This window comes from Ferribacterium limneticum (assembly GCF_020510565.1).
Taxonomy (GTDB): domain Bacteria; phylum Pseudomonadota; class Gammaproteobacteria; order Burkholderiales; family Rhodocyclaceae; genus Azonexus; species Azonexus limneticus_B.
The window spans coordinates 2,392,820-2,408,324 of the sequence record NZ_CP075189.1 but is presented as its reverse complement, the minus strand read 5'-3'; the positions used below and the strand labels follow the sequence as shown (position 1 = coordinate 2,408,324).

Below are 15,505 nucleotides of genomic sequence, written 5' to 3'. Positions count from 1 at the left end.
GCGGCTCATTACGAACCGCCTGCCCTTCATTGAACGATTACTCGCCCTTGCCCTTGACGACTTTTTTGCCGCGATAGAAGCCGGCCGGGGAAATGTGGTGACGCAGGTGTGCTTCGCCGGTGGTCGACTCGACGGCCAGCGGGGGGGCGGTCAGGAAGTCATGGGCACGGTGCATGCCACGCTTGGACGGGGACTTTTTGTTCTGTTGAACGGCCATTTTCTTACTCCAAAAAAATCAGTTCGGCTTGCCTTTTAGCCCGGACAATTTCGCGAACGGATTGATCCGCTCGCCAGCATCGGCCGCGCCAGGCAAACCACATTTTTCGTGCCGCGGCGCCACCGGCAGGGCGAGGAGGATTTCATCCTCAACCAACTCGACCACATCCAGTTCGCGTACCACCGGCAAGAAATCCCGGGTGTCGTCTTCCAGTTCATCTTGCGATAACTCGGTACCCTCTGGAACAAGTTCCAGCAGACTATCGACATCAAGATCGCAAGGTACGGCTTCCAGGCAGCGCTGACAGGCAAGCGAGAGTGTTCCCGAAACCTCCAGATGCAGCATGGATTCTCCGCTATCGCCCTTGTATCCTTGCAGACGGAAAGTTACCTCTCCATCGATCTCTGCCAGCAAATCATGCAGGCGATCAAGGTCCACGACGGCGAATGTTCCCTCGAGAACACGACCATCTCTGGCAAATGCGAAAGCGTCCGAAATCCTTTTCAATCTTGAGCTGTTGCGACTTAAACATTGAATGATATTATTTTTGGCTTTCCAAGTCAAAACAAAGTGCTGCTTGAAGTGTTCAACGCAAGGCTTTGTTGTAACGGATTTTTATGCCGCAGAATCTGATTCTCGCCTCAACCTCACCATTTCGCCGGGAGCTCCTTGGTCATCTTGGCATCCCCTTTGATGTTGCCAATCCACAAACCGATGAAAGCCCATTTCCTGGCGAAATGCCGGAACAGATTGCCTTGAGGCTTTCCGAAGCCAAGGCCAGAGCGGTCGCAGAGACATATCCCGATGCCCTGATTATCGGTAGCGACCAGGTTGCTACGGTCGACGGCAAAATTTACGGAAAACCGGGAACGCACGAGCGCGCTATCGAGCAGTTACGAGCCCTGTCTGGAAAGACTGTCAATTTCTTCACTGGCCTCTGTCTGCTGAATGCCAGAACGGGTGAGATGCAGGTTCGCGGGGTGCCAACGCTGGTCACGTTCCGGCAATTGAGCAATCAGGAAATCGAAAATTATCTTTGCCGGGAGCCGGCGTATAACTGCGCAGGCTCTGCCAAGTCGGAAGGTTTGGGGATTGCGTTGTTGAGCAGCATGCGTGGCGACGATCCGAATGCGCTGGTTGGCTTGCCGTTGATTGCACTGTGCGACATGTTGCGTAATCAGGGTGTGGCGGTTCTCTGATGGCCGGTATCCTCTATCTCATTCCCGTCCCCCTCGGTCCGACTGCGCCGCAAGAATCCCTGCCCGCCAACGTACTTGCCGCCATCCGGCCATTGACTCATTTTGTCGTCGAACAGGCCAAGACGGCACGCGCCTTCCTGAAGGCGGCAGGCACCGATTTGCCGCTGCAGGAATTACAGCTTCAGGAGCTGAACGAGCATACCAAGGCGAACGAACTTGACCGCTTGCTGGAACCGTTACGCGCCGGTCACGATGTTGGCTTGCTTTCAGAAGCCGGCTGCCCGGCGGTTGCCGACCCTGGCGCCAATTTGGTTGCACTGGCCCAAAAGGAAAGCATTCGCGTCGCGCCGCTCATTGGGCCCTCCTCGCTTTTGCTGGCCCTGATGGCCTCGGGACTGAACGGGCAACGTTTCGCTTTTCAGGGCTACCTGCCCGCCAAGGAAGTTGAGCGCACGAAAATGCTGCGCGACTTGGAAAGCGAATCGAAAAAACGCCAGCAGACCCAGATTTTCATAGAAACACCGTATCGCAACCGGGCAATGTTCGACGCCATTCTTCAGGCCTGTCAGCCGATGACCAGACTGACCGTGGCTACTGATCTAACCTTGCCGGGTGAATCAGTGCTGACGCGAACAATCCAGGCCTGGAAAAAACAAACGCCGCCCGAAATCGAGCGGCGTCCGACAGTTTTTCTGCTGCTGGCCTGAGCTTTAGCGAAGGCTGACGCCGGCAGCACTTTCCGAGAAGCCCTTCCAGAAACCGGCAAAGGTGCTGGCACCTAGGCGCTTGGCGAAGCGTTCGGCGATATTGTCCTTGACCGAATAATCGAGAACCTTTTCGGCCTTGATGACATCGCGGGCCACCGACTCGACGCTGCCAAAATCGTCAGCCAGCCCCAATTGAACACTCTGGGCGCCGGTCCACATCAGGCCGGAAAACATTTCCGGCGTTTCCTTGAGCCGCTTGCCACGCCCGGTTTTGACAACATCAATGAACTGCTGGTGAATATCATTGAGCAGCGTCTGGGCATGGGCCTTGTGCTGCGGCGCCTGTGGTGAGAACGGGTCAAGGAAACCCTTGTTTTCGCCGGCAGTCAGCAGGCGACGCTCAACACCCGCCTTGTCCATCGTGCCAGTGAAGCCGAAGCTGTCCATCAGCACGCCAATAGAGCCAACAATGCTGGCCTTGTTGACGTAGATACTGTCGGCTGCCGCAGCAACGTAATAACCACCCGAAGCACACATATCCTCGACCACAGCATACAGGAGCTTGTCCGGATATTTGCCACGCAGGCGGCGAATTTCATCGTTGATGATTCCTGCCTGAACCGGGCTGCCGCCCGGGCTGTTGATGCGCAGGATGATGCCAGCAACATTTTTTTCCTCGAAGGCGCTGTTCAGTGCGGCAACGAGGTTCTCCGCGTTGCTCTCCCCCTTGGCCTCAATGACGCCATTGAGGGTTACCAAAGCGGTATGGCGCTCCTGATGCTCAGCGCCAGCCCCCCAGTCAACGACCGCTATTAACACAACCAAGAGGTAGACAAAGCCAAGTGCCTTAAAGGCGATACCCCAGCGTCGGCGGGCCCGCTGCTCGTCAAGGGCGGCGAATACCAGTTTCTCAAGGGTTTTCCGCTCCCAGGCGGAGTCGTTGTTGGGCGGTTGGGGGCTATCCATGATTGTTTTCTTGCTCTAAAAATATCTGTCCATCGATCTCTTGCACCTTCAAGGATTTCAAACCTTTACCCTGACACCGGCCGCCGAGACATCTGCCAGACTCTGGAGCATAAAGTGCGCCATGAATCGAGCAAATCAAGTATAGCTTGGAATCGTCGAAGAATTGGCCTGGTAGCCAGTCGAGTTCAGCTGGAACGTGGCCGCATTCATTCAAATAGGCATGCACCTGCCCATGAAAGCGTATGACAAATGCCGGCGTCGTACGACCGTAGCGCTCCACAGTAAAACGAAACCCCGGCCCGGCATTCGCAACCTCACCGCTGGTGCAGATCAGGCGTAATCCTGTAACCACTGATCAAGCTCTTTCACGCTATGCAGACAGGTCACCGGCTTATGTTCCAACAGGTGGTCGTGCGGATGGGCACCATAGGTTACCGCCAGGCTGTCGACGCCGGCATTGGTCGCCATCAGCAGATCATGCGAGGTGTCGCCGATCATGATCGTCGACTCGGCGGAAATGCCAAACTCGGCCATCAGCTCCTGCAGCATCTGCGGATGCGGTTTTGAATGACACTCGTCGGCGCAACGAGAGGCCTGAAATAGCGGACGCAACCCCGAATGATCGAGCGCCCGTTCAAGTCCAAGCCGGCTTTTCCCGGTCGCCACGGTCAATATGTGCCCGGCTTCCTTCAGGCGTTGCAGCATCTCGGGCACGCCGTCGAACAAGGTGAGAGTCTTATCGCCAGACAGATAGTGAAAACGATAGCGCTCGACCATCGCCTGCGTACTTTCGGGAGGCAAATCCGGTACGGCATGGCGCAAAGCGTCAGCCAGCCCAAGTCCAATAACATGGCGAGCACGGGCATCATCCGGGACTGATAAGCCCAGATCGCGGCAAGACGCCTGGATGGCATGAACGATGGCGCCAGCCGAGTCGAGCAGCGTGCCATCCCAGTCAAAGACTACCAGTTCGTATTTCATCGTTTGTTCAATATCTCGTCCAGATTGTCGGATTTGAATTCCGGGTCTTTTTTCCGGTTGACCGTGGCAATGTAGCTACCGAAGCTATCCGGCAGTGGCGCAATACACTCAAGCGGAGTTGCCATCAGCGGGTGGCGAAAAGCCATCCGCCAGGCATGGAGCGCCATGCGTTTCAGGCCATCGCGTTTCAGATTCTTGTTCAACGCGAAATCACCGTACTTCTCGTCACCAAGGATAGGAAAGCCAAGATGCGCCAGATGAACTCGAATCTGGTGCGTGCGCCCGGTTTTCAGTTGCGCTTCAAGTAGGCTCATATCCGACCAGCGAGCCAGCAAACGGAAGATCGTATGTGAAGCCTTGCCCTCGGGATTTACCGAAACACGCCGCTCACCGCCCTCAGTCAGATATTTGTGCAGGGGCAACTTCACGTGCTGGGTGACGTTCATCCAACGCCCTTTGACCAGAACCAGATAGCGCTTGTCAGCCCCTGCCCCGTGTTCGCGAAACATGTCGTGCAACGCAGTCAGCGCCAGTCGCTTCTTGCCAACGAGCAGCACACCGGAGGTCTCGCGATCAAGTCGGTGCGCCAGCTCAAGAAACTTGGCTTGCGGTCGCTGTCGGCGCAAAGCCTCGATCACGCCAAAACTGACGCCGCTGCCACCATGGACGGCAATACCTTCCGGCTTGTCGATGACGAGCATTGCCTCGTCTTCGTAAATAATCGGCAGATCGACGCGCTCCTTGGCGACTTCGTCGACCTCGTTTTGCGGCCGCTCAGCAATGCGAATCGGCGGAATTCGCACATTATCGCCAGCGCAAAGACGATAAGTTGCATCAACCCGGCCGCTATTCACCCGTACTTCTCCGCTCCGCAAAATCCGGTAGATATGGCTCTTCGGAACCCCCTTGCAACGGCGAATCAAAAAGTTGTCGAGGCGCTGCCCCTCTTCTTCTTCGCCGATGACTGCGTGCGTGACTGAATTGTTACCTACCCCGGTCATTTTCTAATATACTGCCTGCGTTCTACGTCTCGGTTTGCAAGAGATGCCGAACCGTCAGACCGTTTGTGACCTTGCGCTAAATGCGCGACCGCCAAGCGGCAGGCTCGAAAGTCTCACCTGTGCCAACTGCCCAGGCCAGACCAACGTAAAACGACTGGTTAAGTTCACTCACCAAAAGTAGTGATGTTAATGGATAAGCCCACTGTAAGCACGCACGGATTGCCCGTTGCAGGAATTTTCAGGTCGCGCATTTCAATAAAAAGCACGCGGCCGTCTGTTGATCAGCACATTCACCATCGCCTTTGCCAACCATTTATGACGCAACCCGAAAACTGAAACTGTCGCTGCCTGCCCGGGCGTTTCGTTGCAGCGTGCTGCCGTGCGCTGGAGCCCGAAAATAATGAAACGCATGCTATTCAATGCGACACAGGCGGAAGAACTCCGTGTCGCCATTGTCGATGGTCAGAAACTGATTGATCTCGACATTGAATCCGCCGCCAAGGAACAACGTAAAAGCAACATCTACAAGGGTGTAATTACCCGCATCGAACCGTCGCTCGAGGCCTGCTTCGTCGACTACGGTGCCGACCGCCACGGATTTCTCCCCTTTAAGGAAGTCTCCCGCGCCTTCTTTCTGCCAGGCGCAGAAGCCGGCCGAGCCAGAATTCAGGATGCGCTGAAGGAAGGCCAGGAGCTGATCGTCCAGGTCGACAAGGACGAACGTGGCAACAAGGGCGCTGCCCTGACCACCTACGTTTCTCTGGCCGGCCGCTACTTAGTACTGATGCCGAACAATCCGCGCGGCGGTGGCGTTTCCCGTCGCGTTGACGGCGACGAGCGCGCTGAACTGCGTGACGTCATGGATCAGCTCGAAGTGCCCAACGGCATGAGCCTGATTGCCCGTACCGCAGCTATTGGCCGTCAAGCCGAAGAACTGCAATGGGACTTGAACTACCTGCTGCAACTGTGGACCGCCATCGACGGTGCCGCCCAGCAGCAGAGCGGCGCTTTCCTGATTTATCTGGAAGGCAGCCTGGTCATTCGTGCCATCCGCGATTACTTCCAGCCGGATATCGGTGAGATCCTCATCGATACCGACGAGGTTTACGAGCAAGCCCGCGCCTTCATGGGCACGGTCATGCCGGGCAACGTCAATCGCGTCAAACGCTACCGCGACGACGTACCGCTGTTCTCGCGCTTTCAGATCGAACACCAGATCGAGACCGCCTTCGCCCGTCAGGTCAATCTGCCATCCGGTGGCGCCATCGTCATTGACCACACAGAAGCACTGGTCGCTGTCGACGTAAACTCCGGTCGCTCGACCAAAGGAGCCGATATCGAAGAAACCGCGCTCAAGACCAACCAGGAAGCGGCCGACGAATTAGCCCGCCAACTGCGCTTGCGCGACCTTGGCGGCTTGATCGTCATCGACTTCATCGATATGGAAAGCCAGAAGAACCAGCGCGACGTCGAAAACCGCCTGCGCGACGGCCTTCGTTTTGACCGTGCCCGCGTTCAGATGGGCAAGATCAGCCGATTCGGCCTGATGGAACTGTCCCGTCAGCGCCTGCGCCCTGCATTGGCCGAAACCAGCTACATCCCCTGCCCGCGCTGCACCGGCACCGGACACATCCGCTCGACCGAATCCGCTGCGCTGCATATCCTGCGCATTCTGGAAGAGGAGTCGATGAAGGAAAACACCGGCGCCGTTCATGTTCAAGTTCCGGTCGATGTCGCCACCTTCCTGCTCAATGAAAAGCGTCCGGACATCCAGGCCATCGAGTTGCGCCACAAGGTCACCATCCTGCTCATCCCGAACATCCATCTCGAAACGCCGGCCCATACCATCACCCGCCTGCGCCACGACGACCTGAATCAGGATGACATCCGCGAGCCGTCCTACCGCATGGTTGATATGCCTCTTGAGGAAGCCATCAAACAGGCAACTCAGCAAGAGATAGTCAAACCCCGTCAGGAGGCGGCAATCAAGGGAATTTCGCCCGACCAGCCCGCGCCTAACCTCCCGGAGAAGACAGAGGCACCGGTTGCAGCACCAGTCCAGCCGGAAGCCGGTATTTTCTCCAAGCTTTTTTCGTGGTTCCGTACTCCGGCAAAGCCGGTCGAAACGGTTGTTGCGCCTGAACCGGCGAAGAAACCCCGCGAAGGTCGCGGTGATGGTCGTCGAGACCGCGACGGTCGTCGTGGCGGCCGTAACGCTAACAAGCGCGAAGAGGAACGTGGGGAACGCGGCGAACGTAACAAGGATCGCGGCAACCGCAATGAACGCGGCGCAGAAAAGGCACCTTCAGACGAGTCGACCGCAGGCAACACCGAACGTCAGGAACGCCGTCCGCGTGGTGAGCGCAAGGGGCGTGGTGAACGTCCGCAAGCAGAGGCGGCTGAAAACAAGCTGGCGCAACAGGCATCAGGTGCGGATTTGTCCGTATCAGTCACCCCGCTGACCGGCAATGAAGCGCAAGAAGCCAACGGCAGTGAAGAACAGGGCAATCGTCGTCGTGGCCGTCGTGGCGGACGCGGTCGTGGTGAGCGTCGCCCCGAAGCGGAGACAGTCATACCAGTCATCGAAACTGGCGAGATAGTCGCCCCGGCTCAGGAAACCGCAGAACCTGTCAGCCAGGAGCCGGTGATCGTTGTTATCCCGGCAGCCGAACCAGCTATTGCCCAAGCCACTGCACAGATGATTGAGCCGATCCCGGTAGTTAGTGAGCCAGAAATCGCCTCTCCTGACTCTGTTATCGAACTTGACCAAGCTGCACCGGAACCCTCATCGGCCCAAGCTGCAGCAATCGAAACTGCGGTGGTCGAGACTATTGCAGTCAGCGCCCCGCCAATCGCCGAAACCGTAGCCCAGCCGGTCGCTGTTGCTTCTGAACCGATCGACTTAACCTCGGCTTTGGCTGAAAGCGGATTGGTTCTGGTTCAGACAACAGCACCCGCTGCAGCTGTTGTCCCTGCTGAGCCTCCGGTCAAGCTAGGACGTCCGCGCAAGCAGAAGTCCATTGCCGAGCAAGCCGAAAACGAACCGCTGGTGATGGTTGAAACTGGCAAATAAGACGTCCATGACGTAATGCAGAAGGGGCTCCCATGGGAGCCCCTTCTTGTTTCTGGTAAAAAACAGTTCAGGAGTGTTCCAGTTTCTTTTTTATTTCCTCGACCAGCCCCAGTGAAGCATCCTCAACCATGTCGAGAACAAGATCAAAGCCATGACCCAATCCATAGTATGGATCGGGCACTTCGTCATCGTCGAAATTCTGCGAGTAGTCCATGAATAGCCCGATTCGTTTTTGCTGATCCGGCGTCGCCATGCGCATCAAGTTATCAAGGTTACTTTTATCCATGGCCAGAATGAGATCGAAATAATCAAGATCCTGGCGCGCGACCTTGCGAGCGCGTAGCTGGGAAAGGTTGTAACCCCGCGCCGCTGCCGCGCGTTGCGTCCGGGAATCGGGAGCTTCGCCGACATGGTAGCCGTGCGTTCCCGCAGAATCTACTTCAACTTTACTTCCAAGATTATTGATTTTTATGAAATATCTAAAAACACCTTCAGCTGTCGGCGATCTGCAGATATTGCCCATGCAGACAAGTAGCACGCGATAGCTCATTTTGTCTCTCCGTCAGGGTCGTGTCGCACCACGCCGAATATCTGCTCCTTAAGTCGGAACAATTCGTCGCGGGCAGCCGCCGCTTTTTCGAATTCCAGGTTTCTTGCGCACTCAAGCATCGCTTTCTCGAGTCGCTTGATCTCCCTGGCCACTGTCTTTTCATCCATGGCTTCGTATATTGCCAACTGCTGAGCGGCTTTCAGCTCTGTTTGCGCCGTTCCTGCATCATAAACGCCATCGATGATGTCCTTGATTTTCTTGGACACGCCGCGTGGTGTGATGCCGTGTGCCAGATTGAAGCTGATTTGCTTCTCCCGTCGCCGCCCCGTTTCGCCAATAGCCAGCTGCATGGACCGTGTAATCGTATCAGCATAGAGGATGGCTGTGCCATGGATATGGCGTGCGGCGCGACCGATTGTCTGTATTAGTGATCGCTCTGAACGCAGAAAGCCCTCCTTGTCCGCATCAAGGATCGCGACCAGTGAAACTTCCGGAATATCCAGTCCTTCACGCAGCAGATTGATGCCAACAAGAACGTCGAACTCACCCAGGCGCAGGTCGCGGATGATTTCGACACGCTCGACGGTATCGATGTCCGAGTGCAAATAGCGAACCTTGATACCGTTGTCAGCCAGAAAATCCGTCAGGTCTTCGGACATGCGCTTGGTCAGCGTCGTAACCAGCACCCGCTCACCTACGGCAATCCGCTTGCCAATTTCTGCCAACAGATCGTCCACTTGTGTCGATGCCGGCCGAACGATGACCTCCGGATCAATCAATCCGGTGGGACGAGCCACCTGCTCTACCACCTGACCGGCATGTTGCTGCTCATAGTCGGCCGGCGTAGCCGAAACAAAGATGGTCTGGCGCATGTGCGCCTCAAACTCATTGAATTGCAATGGCCGGTTGTCGAGCGCTGATGGTAGGCGGAAGCCGTAGTCAACCAGGTTTTCCTTGCGCGAACGGTCGCCTTTGTACATCCCGCCGACTTGTCCAATGCTGACATGCGATTCATCGATGAACATCAGCGCATCAGCTGGCAGGTAATCGATCAGCGTCGGCGGAGATTCGCCTGCCTTGCGCCCGGAAAAGTGTCTCGAGTAATTTTCGATACCCTTGCAGAAACCAATCTGGTCGAGCATTTCCAGATCGAATCGGGTGCGCTGTTCGATACGCTGAGCCTCAACCAACCGGTTGTTCCGGGCAAAAAAGTCGATACGCTCGCGCAGTTCATCCTTGATCGCTTCAATGGCACGCAGGACGGTGCCGCGCGGCGTCACGTAATGGGATGCGGGGAATACCGTAAAGCGGAGCGCCTTGTGCAGCAGATGGCCGGTCAGCGGATCGAAAAACTGCAGTGCTTCGAGCTCATCATCGAACAACGAAACGCGAATGGCGTGTTCGGCATGTTCCGCTGGAAAAATGTCGATGATATCGCCGCGAACGCGAAAGGTGCCACGATGGAAGTCCATCTCGTTGCGCTCATACTGCATGTCGGTCAACCGCTTGACTATGGCACGCTGATCAAGCCGGTCGCCAACGCGCATGGTCAGGATCATGTTGTGATATTCGTCGCGATCACCAATGCCGTAGATGCAGGATACAGTGGCGACGATGACCACATCTCGCCGTTCGATCAGACTCTTGGTCGCGGATAAGCGCATCTGTTCGATGTGCTCGTTGATCGAGCTGTCCTTCTCGATAAACAGGTCGCGGGATGGCACGTAGGCTTCCGGTTGGTAGTAGTCGTAGTAGGAAACAAAGTACTCAACAGCGTTCTCGGGGAAAAATTCCTTGAATTCGGAATACAACTGAGCCGCCAGCGTCTTGTTGGGCGCCAGAACCAGTGCAGGACGACCGGTGCGGGCGATGACGTTGGCCATCGTATAGGTCTTCCCTGAGCCGGTAACGCCGAGCAAGGTCTGGAATGACAGACCATCCTCCAGTCCCTCGACAAGTTGCCGGATCGCCTCAGGTTGGTCACCAGCCGGAGGAAACGGCTGGTGCAGTCGAAAGGGACTGCCGTCAAAGCTGACAACGGGAATGATGTTGTTGGTTTCGCTCATGCTAAAATTCTTCGATTTTTCGTCGCGCAGCAAATCGGTTGCGCGGACATTGTTTGTATTATTTCACGGAGTTCCTATGTCCTCTTCGATCTTCGCAGCGGTGGAAATGGCCCCGCGCGATCCTATCCTCGGCCTGAACGAAGCTTTCAACGCCGATGCGCGTACCACCAAGGTCAATCTCGGCGTTGGCGTGTATTTCGACGACAACGGAAAGATTCCGTTGCTGGCTGCCGTCAAGGCCGCAGAAGATGCTCGCGTGAAAGCTGCACTACCGCGTGGCTATCAGCCAATCGAAGGCTCCCCGGCCTACAATCAGGCAGTTCAAAATCTGTTGCTGGGCAAAGACTCCACGCTGATCGCCAATGGTCAGGTTATCACCGCTCAAGCCCTCGGTGGCACCGGCGCCCTGAAAATTGGTGCCGACTATCTGAAGCGCCTGAACCCCGATGCCAAGGTCTACATCAGCGACCCGTCCTGGGAAAATCACCGTGCCCTGTTCGAGTCAGCGGGTTTTGTCGTCGAAAATTATCCGTACTACGACGCAGCAACGCGTGGAGTTAACTTTGCCGGCATGAAAGCTTGCCTGAACGGGCTGCCTGCCGGCTCGATCATTCTGCTGCACGCCTGCTGCCACAACCCGACCGGCGCTGACCTGTCGGACGCCCAGTGGGGCGAAATCGTCGCCATCTGCCAGGAGCGCGGTCTGGTGCCCTTCCTCGACATGGCTTATCAGGGTTTTGCCGACGGTATAGACGCTGACGCCGTCGCGGTTCGTGCCTTCTCGGCTTCCGGCCTGCAGTTCTTCGCTTCCAGTTCTTTCTCCAAGAACTTTTCGCTGTACGGCGAGCGCGTCGGTGCCCTGTCCATCGTCACGTCCGGCAAGGAAGAGTCTGCCCGCGTCATGTCGCAAGTCAAACGCGTTATCCGTACCAACTATTCCAATCCGCCCACCCACGGCGGCGCCCTGGTGGCTGGTGTGCTGGCTTCTGCAGAACTGCGCCAGATGTGGGAAGCCGAACTGGCCGGCATGCGTGACCGCATTCGTGCCATGCGTACTGGCTTGGTCGACGCCATCAAGGCGCAAGGCGTGGCACAGGACTTCTCCTTCGTTGCCCAGCAGCGCGGCATGTTCTCCTACACCGGCCTCAGCGCTGCGCAGGTTGATCGCATGCGCGATGAGTTCGGTATCTATGCCGTGTCGACTGGCCGTATTTGCCTGGCGGCACTGAATACCAAGAATCTGGATTACGTAGCCAAAGCGATTGCGGCAGTCACCAAGGCCTGATCGAGTCAATACCCAAAAGCAGAATGGGCGGAACTTCGGTTCCGCCCTTTTTATTTCCGGGTCGTTGCGCTCAGGTCGGGCAAGACGCCATAAATCCGAACCGCCGCACTCTGGCTCGATACTGATGTTTGCATGGTGACGGCCATATTGCCTTCGATCTGTCTGTTGCGCGGAGAATTAAACTGACCGACTGCGGTCACCATCCCGGCATCCATTCTGACATCACGACCAATGACCTGTTTGGGGGTGATATTGATCGTAGAGCGCAGGCGATCGAATTTTGTTGACCCCGCCCGCACCTCGGATACGCCACTGCGGCGAACCGCCTCGCCGAGATCGACACCATGGAAGGCGCCGCGGGTTATTTCTGTACTCAATACCGCTTCAAGATTGCCCCACAGGCTCTCCCAGTCGCTTCCGCTGGAGCGTAAGCGCATTGTCCCGCTCATATCACCGTCGATTTTCAAGGATGGTGCGAAAGCTGCGCTGACCTTTCGGGTATCAAGTCTGCTCAGAATGCCGTCACCAGCCATCACCAAGCCATTGCTCCAATCGAGAAGCCAGTTCCCGCGCAGAATGCCGCCCAGAAAGGTGGTATCAATGTTCTGGATCAGCAACTTGTTTTTCTGCAACAAGCCTTGGGCTTGCAGGGAAGCGAATGAAATCTCTGTGCCAAATGGTACCCAAGCCCGGCCTTCCAGACTAAGAGCCAAACCCTGACTACCCGCTTGGGCATTGATGAGCATGCTGCGGTCAGCTGTTTCGAACATGGCTTTTTCGATTGATCCATCCTGTCGAAATGCTATCTCGCCAAAAAGGTCATTCAAAGTGAGGCTGTCACCGAACGTCAGTTGCAAATGGTCAATCAACATTTTCTGAATGATCACCTCGTGGCTGCCGGCCGCTTGACCAATGAACATCGGCAATGCCACAAGGCGGTTGGCGGCCAACGTAGCTCCCGATACTTCAACCCTTGCAACTTGATGTGGCGCACTCCCCAGCAGTGAGAGCAGCGAAGAAATACGCACTTCGGCAATCTTCCCATCCGCAGGTTCGCCAATTTTGACCCCAACCAATTTCAACGATGGGCTTGGAAAAAGTGTTACGCCAACCCGGTCTATTTTGACGGGTGCATTGAGCATTCGCGTTGCCGATGCCTCAAGGGCCGGCTTGAATTGCTCGTAGGGGTAGAAGATAACGGTAACGACCAGAATGGCCAGAAGTGCTGCTATCGCCAATAGCCCCTTGCGTCCTGCTGACATACCTTGCCGATAGGGACAATCTTCCGGTTCTCGCACGTCGGCGATAATGGCTGGCTGTACAGCCTCTGGAGCGATCTGAGATGGTGACGGAAGAATCGGCTTGCCAAACGAAGAAAAGCCAGTACCCGTGCTCTCACCTTTTTTCGACTCGGAAGCAGCCTGTGATTTAGGCCCGAAAGTGGAAAACTCCGACATCGGCGGCATTTGTTCCTGCTCAGCCTCCTGTTTGGCCGCCTTTATACTTTCTTCCCACACAGACACTGCATCCGCGGTTGGGGCAATAAAGCCACCCTCCTCAAGCTCGCGCAGTGCAGATTGAACCAGCCGAGGATTGCCGATCTTTGCGGTTAAGTCCTCAACACTCATTTTTCCGTCGACTTGCACCAAAACCATGCGCAGATTGCGCTGAACGACGCGTGTACTCTGGCGAACCGCCTCATCGCCAGTTGGCGTTTTTGCATAAACCAAATTGGAATCCATAACCCTGTTTTTTCTTCTTAAAAAACCACAAGATGCTTGACACGAGGGGATTCTACTCCTATAATGCCGATCTCTGTTCCTCGATAGCTCAGTTGGTAGAGCGCCGGACTGTTAATCCGTAGGTCCCTGGTTCGAGCCCAGGTCGGGGAGCCAGAAAAACACATCAGAAAGCCCAGCCAATTTGGTTGGGCTTTTTGTTTTGTTTTGGCATTTTCAACTCCTCCCTGCGTTTATTGCAATATGGCCTAGTGGCGTGACAAGTGATGATAGCATCATCCACACGGCATCTTCGGGGGTGGGCTTTTTCTTGGCCAAGCGGGTCTATTTCATTGTGGCAAGAAACTTTCTGTATTTTTGATGTCTCTACTTGTTTGAGGGCACGCTGCCATCGATAATCGCCGACCAGACAGCAGCCTCAATCTTTGTGGGCCATCAATGAAACATCCGCCATGCAAAATGAAACACTACGGCAGGAAGTAACGCCCGTCGGCCTTGCCGACTTCACGCCACGCATCGATCCCTCGTCAATGGGGTATCAGGAAGGCACGCTACTCGACAAGTACGGGCGGCGGATTTCCTATGTTCGCCTGTCGATTACCGATCGCTGCGATTTCCGCTGCACGTATTGCATGGCCGAGGAAATGACCTTTCTGCCACGGCAGGCGGTGATGAGCCTTGAGGAGTGCTTGCGCGTAGCGTCGGTGTTCGTTGGTCTGGGTGTTACCAAGCTGCGGATCACTGGCGGCGAGCCACTGGTGCGCAAGGATGCCATGTGGCTGATTGAACGCCTCGGCGCCCTGCCCGGCCTGGAAAATCTGGTGCTCACCACCAACGGTTCGCAGCTTGACCGGTTTGCCGCCCCGTTGCGGGCGGCCGGCGTCAAGCGCATCAATATCAGTCTCGACACCTTGAATCCGGAGCGCTTCAGGCAAATTACCCGGATCGGCGATCTGACCAAGGTTCTGCGCGGTATCGAAGCAGCGCGACAAGCCGGATTTCGGCGCACCAAGCTCAATGCCGTGATGATGCGCGGCACCAACGATGACGAATTCGTCGATCTCGTCAGGTTTGCCATCGAAAACGAACTGGATATTTCGTTTATCGAGGAAATGCCGCTGGGCGAAATTCACGGGCGCAGCAATACCTATATTTCGTCCGAGGAAACGCGGGAAATGCTGTCGCGCCATTTCGAGCTGATTCCATCGACGGAGGATTCCGGCGGACCGGCGCGTTATTGGCGCATTCCAGGCAGCGAATCACGCGTTGGATTCATTTCGCCGCACAGCCACAATTTCTGCGACAGCTGCAACCGGGTCCGGATTACCGCCAAGGGCGAACTCTACCCATGTCTCGGCCAGAATGATGCGGCCAATCTGCTGCCGACTTTACGGGCCGGAAATGATGATACGGCCCTGCGCCAGGCCATCATCGACAGCATGGGCATCAAGCCCTACGGGCACGACTTTACCAAACAGATGGATGCACCCCAAGTCGTCCGCTTCATGTCGATGACCGGCGGCTGATTTCGATTTTGGCCGTTTTTTCCGGTTGACCGTGGAATTTACGGATAAACCTTGCAGAAACCGATGGCGTTGATCGGCGTCGTAAATTGGCCGAGCAAGGTAAAGAAAAGCGACAACAAAAGTAAAAAGGCGACCCAACGGGCCGCCTTTTTGTGCTGTCCGACCCAGTTGCGACAGGGTTGGCAGAAACTCATG

15 protein-coding genes and 1 tRNA gene are annotated in these 15,505 nt (G+C 56.0%); 6 read left to right on the top strand and 10 right to left on the bottom strand.

Translation table 11 applies throughout. From position 1 onward, the window contains the following. Positions 1–37 precede the first annotated feature (37 nt). Positions 38–217 carry a 50S ribosomal protein L32 gene (rpmF, locus tag KI610_RS11605; RefSeq protein WP_226405540.1) on the bottom strand — a complete coding sequence of 60 codons (180 nt, stop codon included), beginning with the start codon at positions 215–217 and terminating at the stop codon, positions 38–40. Positions 218–235: 18 nt separating this feature from the next. After that, positions 236–781 (bottom strand): YceD family protein, encoded by a 546-nt coding sequence (locus KI610_RS11600; RefSeq protein ID WP_226495127.1) that lies wholly within the window; start codon positions 779–781, stop codon positions 236–238. 53 nt (positions 782–834) lie between these two features. Between KI610_RS11600 and KI610_RS11595 the strand changes: the two genes are divergently transcribed. Next, positions 835–1,416 carry a Maf family protein gene (locus tag KI610_RS11595; protein ID WP_226495126.1) on the top strand — a complete coding sequence of 194 codons (582 nt, stop codon included), beginning with the start codon at positions 835–837 and terminating at the stop codon, positions 1,414–1,416. After that, on the top strand, positions 1,416–2,123 hold the full coding sequence (locus KI610_RS11590; protein WP_226495125.1) for an SAM-dependent methyltransferase: 708 nt from the start codon (positions 1,416–1,418) through the stop codon (positions 2,121–2,123). The genes KI610_RS11595 and KI610_RS11590 overlap by 1 nt, the downstream gene beginning before the upstream one ends. A gap of 3 nt (positions 2,124–2,126) precedes the next feature. On the opposite strand, the gene KI610_RS11585 is transcribed toward KI610_RS11590, so the two are convergent. Genes KI610_RS11585 through KI610_RS11570 form a run of 4 tightly spaced genes read right to left on the bottom strand, consistent with a single transcriptional unit; the run spans position 2,127 to position 5,071 of the window. Continuing rightward, on the bottom strand, positions 2,127–3,089 hold the full coding sequence (locus KI610_RS11585) for a S49 family peptidase (RefSeq protein ID WP_226495124.1): 963 nt from the start codon (positions 3,087–3,089) through the stop codon (positions 2,127–2,129). Then, positions 3,082–3,441, bottom strand: coding sequence for a Rieske (2Fe-2S) protein (locus KI610_RS11580; RefSeq protein ID WP_226495123.1), 360 nt, complete (start codon positions 3,439–3,441; stop codon positions 3,082–3,084). Before KI610_RS11580 ends, KI610_RS11585 begins: the two co-directional genes overlap by 8 nt. Further along, on the bottom strand, positions 3,420–4,070 hold the full coding sequence (locus tag KI610_RS11575) for an HAD family hydrolase (protein WP_226495122.1): 651 nt from the start codon (positions 4,068–4,070) through the stop codon (positions 3,420–3,422). Before KI610_RS11575 ends, KI610_RS11580 begins: the two co-directional genes overlap by 22 nt. After that, on the bottom strand, positions 4,067–5,071 hold the full coding sequence (locus tag KI610_RS11570) for an RluA family pseudouridine synthase (protein WP_226495121.1): 1,005 nt from the start codon (positions 5,069–5,071) through the stop codon (positions 4,067–4,069). Before KI610_RS11570 ends, KI610_RS11575 begins: the two co-directional genes overlap by 4 nt. A gap of 400 nt (positions 5,072–5,471) precedes the next feature. Here KI610_RS11570 and KI610_RS11565 point away from each other — a divergent pair, with 400 nt between their 5' ends. After that, positions 5,472–8,144 carry a ribonuclease E/G gene (locus tag KI610_RS11565; RefSeq protein ID WP_226495120.1) on the top strand — a complete coding sequence of 891 codons (2,673 nt, stop codon included), beginning with the start codon at positions 5,472–5,474 and terminating at the stop codon, positions 8,142–8,144. Between the two features lie 67 nt (positions 8,145–8,211). Here KI610_RS11565 and KI610_RS11560 read toward each other — a convergent pair whose 3' ends face one another. Then, positions 8,212–8,694: a low molecular weight protein-tyrosine-phosphatase gene (locus KI610_RS11560; RefSeq protein WP_226495119.1), complete on the bottom strand. Its 483-nt coding sequence runs from the start codon at positions 8,692–8,694 to the stop codon at positions 8,212–8,214. Next, the gene (gene uvrB, locus KI610_RS11555) at positions 8,691–10,760 is read right to left on the bottom strand and encodes an excinuclease ABC subunit UvrB (RefSeq protein ID WP_226498545.1); all 2,070 of its coding nucleotides are present in this window, start codon (positions 10,758–10,760) and stop codon (positions 8,691–8,693) included. Before uvrB ends, KI610_RS11560 begins: the two co-directional genes overlap by 4 nt. Before the next feature lie 76 nt (positions 10,761–10,836). Here uvrB and KI610_RS11550 point away from each other — a divergent pair, with 76 nt between their 5' ends. Then, positions 10,837–12,045, top strand: a complete 1,209-nt coding sequence (locus KI610_RS11550) for an amino acid aminotransferase (protein WP_226495118.1) — start codon at positions 10,837–10,839, stop codon at positions 12,043–12,045. Positions 12,046–12,095: 50 nt separating this feature from the next. Here KI610_RS11550 and KI610_RS11545 read toward each other — a convergent pair whose 3' ends face one another. Continuing rightward, positions 12,096–13,787 carry an AsmA-like C-terminal region-containing protein gene (locus KI610_RS11545; protein ID WP_226495117.1) on the bottom strand — a complete coding sequence of 564 codons (1,692 nt, stop codon included), beginning with the start codon at positions 13,785–13,787 and terminating at the stop codon, positions 12,096–12,098. A gap of 77 nt (positions 13,788–13,864) precedes the next feature. Here KI610_RS11545 and KI610_RS11540 point away from each other — a divergent pair. After that, positions 13,865–13,940, top strand: a tRNA-Asn gene (locus KI610_RS11540). 296 nt (positions 13,941–14,236) lie between these two features. Further along, on the top strand, positions 14,237–15,310 hold the full coding sequence (moaA, locus tag KI610_RS11535) for a GTP 3',8-cyclase MoaA (RefSeq protein ID WP_226495116.1): 1,074 nt from the start codon (positions 14,237–14,239) through the stop codon (positions 15,308–15,310). 38 nt (positions 15,311–15,348) lie between these two features. On the opposite strand, the gene KI610_RS11530 is transcribed toward moaA, so the two are convergent. Continuing rightward, positions 15,349–15,504, bottom strand: a complete 156-nt coding sequence (locus tag KI610_RS11530) for a hypothetical protein (RefSeq protein WP_226495115.1) — start codon at positions 15,502–15,504, stop codon at positions 15,349–15,351. Between the last annotated feature and the right edge of the window lies 1 nt (position 15,505).

Excerpts from the sequence above, each read along its gene's own strand:
- rpmF (WP_226405540.1), bottom strand. The coding sequence starts at position 217 with ATGGCCGTTCAACAGAACAAAAAGTCCCCGTCCAAGCGTGGCATGCAC.
- KI610_RS11595 (WP_226495126.1), top strand. The coding sequence starts at position 835 with ATGCCGCAGAATCTGATTCTCGCCTCAACCTCACCATTTCGCCGGGAG.
- KI610_RS11590 (WP_226495125.1), top strand. The coding sequence starts at position 1,416 with ATGGCCGGTATCCTCTATCTCATTCCCGTCCCCCTCGGTCCGACTGCG.
- KI610_RS11585 (WP_226495124.1), bottom strand. The coding sequence starts at position 3,089 with ATGGATAGCCCCCAACCGCCCAACAACGACTCCGCCTGGGAGCGGAAA.
- KI610_RS11575 (WP_226495122.1), bottom strand. The coding sequence starts at position 4,070 with ATGAAATACGAACTGGTAGTCTTTGACTGGGATGGCACGCTGCTCGAC.
- KI610_RS11570 (WP_226495121.1), bottom strand. The coding sequence starts at position 5,071 with ATGACCGGGGTAGGTAACAATTCAGTCACGCACGCAGTCATCGGCGAA.
- KI610_RS11565 (WP_226495120.1), top strand. The coding sequence starts at position 5,472 with ATGAAACGCATGCTATTCAATGCGACACAGGCGGAAGAACTCCGTGTC.
- KI610_RS11560 (WP_226495119.1), bottom strand. The coding sequence starts at position 8,694 with ATGAGCTATCGCGTGCTACTTGTCTGCATGGGCAATATCTGCAGATCG.
- uvrB (WP_226498545.1), bottom strand. The coding sequence starts at position 10,760 with ATGAGCGAAACCAACAACATCATTCCCGTTGTCAGCTTTGACGGCAGT.
- KI610_RS11550 (WP_226495118.1), top strand. The coding sequence starts at position 10,837 with ATGTCCTCTTCGATCTTCGCAGCGGTGGAAATGGCCCCGCGCGATCCT.
- KI610_RS11545 (WP_226495117.1), bottom strand. The coding sequence starts at position 13,787 with ATGGATTCCAATTTGGTTTATGCAAAAACGCCAACTGGCGATGAGGCG.
- moaA (WP_226495116.1), top strand. The coding sequence starts at position 14,237 with ATGCAAAATGAAACACTACGGCAGGAAGTAACGCCCGTCGGCCTTGCC.
- KI610_RS11530 (WP_226495115.1), bottom strand. The coding sequence starts at position 15,504 with ATGAGTTTCTGCCAACCCTGTCGCAACTGGGTCGGACAGCACAAAAAG.